The organism is Acetivibrio sp. MSJd-27 (assembly GCF_018918095.1).
Lineage (GTDB): Bacteria > Bacillota > Clostridia > UMGS1840 > HGM11507 > HGM11507.
Genome location: NZ_JAHLPV010000100.1, coordinates 1 through 663, shown reverse-complemented (window position 1 = coordinate 663; position 663 = coordinate 1). Strand labels below are relative to the sequence as shown.

The 663-nt window shown below is 41.9% G+C and carries 1 protein-coding gene and 1 pseudogene; one reads left to right on the top strand and one right to left on the bottom strand.

All coding sequences use genetic code 11. From position 1 onward, the window contains the following. Positions 1-218: 218 nt before the first annotated feature. Positions 219-371 (bottom strand): annotated as a pseudogene (locus KQI32_RS13735) (phage holin family protein); the annotation flags it as partial. 44 nt (positions 372-415) lie between these two features. On the opposite strand from KQI32_RS13735, the gene KQI32_RS13285 reads away from it, so the two are divergent. Then, on the top strand, positions 416-663 hold a 248-nt coding region (locus KQI32_RS13285), incomplete at its 3' end, for an RHS repeat domain-containing protein (protein WP_216426138.1).

Sequence of the window (663 nt, the reverse complement as noted above, 5' to 3'; positions counted from 1 at the left end):
GCTGGCCATGTGGAAGTGGCGGGATGGGAACCATGGCACGCTGCATCGGATACTCATGTTTTTATTCCCAATAGACACAAAAACGCGTGGATTCGCTTGATGGAATCCATGCGTTTTTCGACAGGCTGTAACCCTTGTTTTCATCTACCGAAAACAAGGTTTTTTTGACAAGCTGAAATGGGGACTAGAAATTACTCTAGTCCCCATTTTTTCTCTTATCAACCTTCATCATTCTTTGAGCTTTGTTTTATTACCTGATTCACATAAACGCTTCCACCCGCTAACAAAATCCCCTGTGTGATCCCTGTAAATATCATAATAGCTACATCTTTATATGTATTTACATCAACAGTTGCAATTAAATAAATGACGGATAACGGAACGCTTCAAGCTGGTGGAGACGGTTTACAACAGTATGAATCAGCCGGTTTCGGTAATTTCCAATGACGGAAATATTGACAATATTGTGAAATACGAGTATGATGGAATTGGAAATATGACGAAGATGGCAACAGGAATTACCAATATAAATGACGCCATTGACCCGTCGGTTCACGGGGTGACAACCTATACATACAACTATCTGAACCAGCTGGTTTCCACGACAGATCCGCAGGGGAATTCCGTGACCAACATCTATGACAAGCTGGGCAATGTGACCAA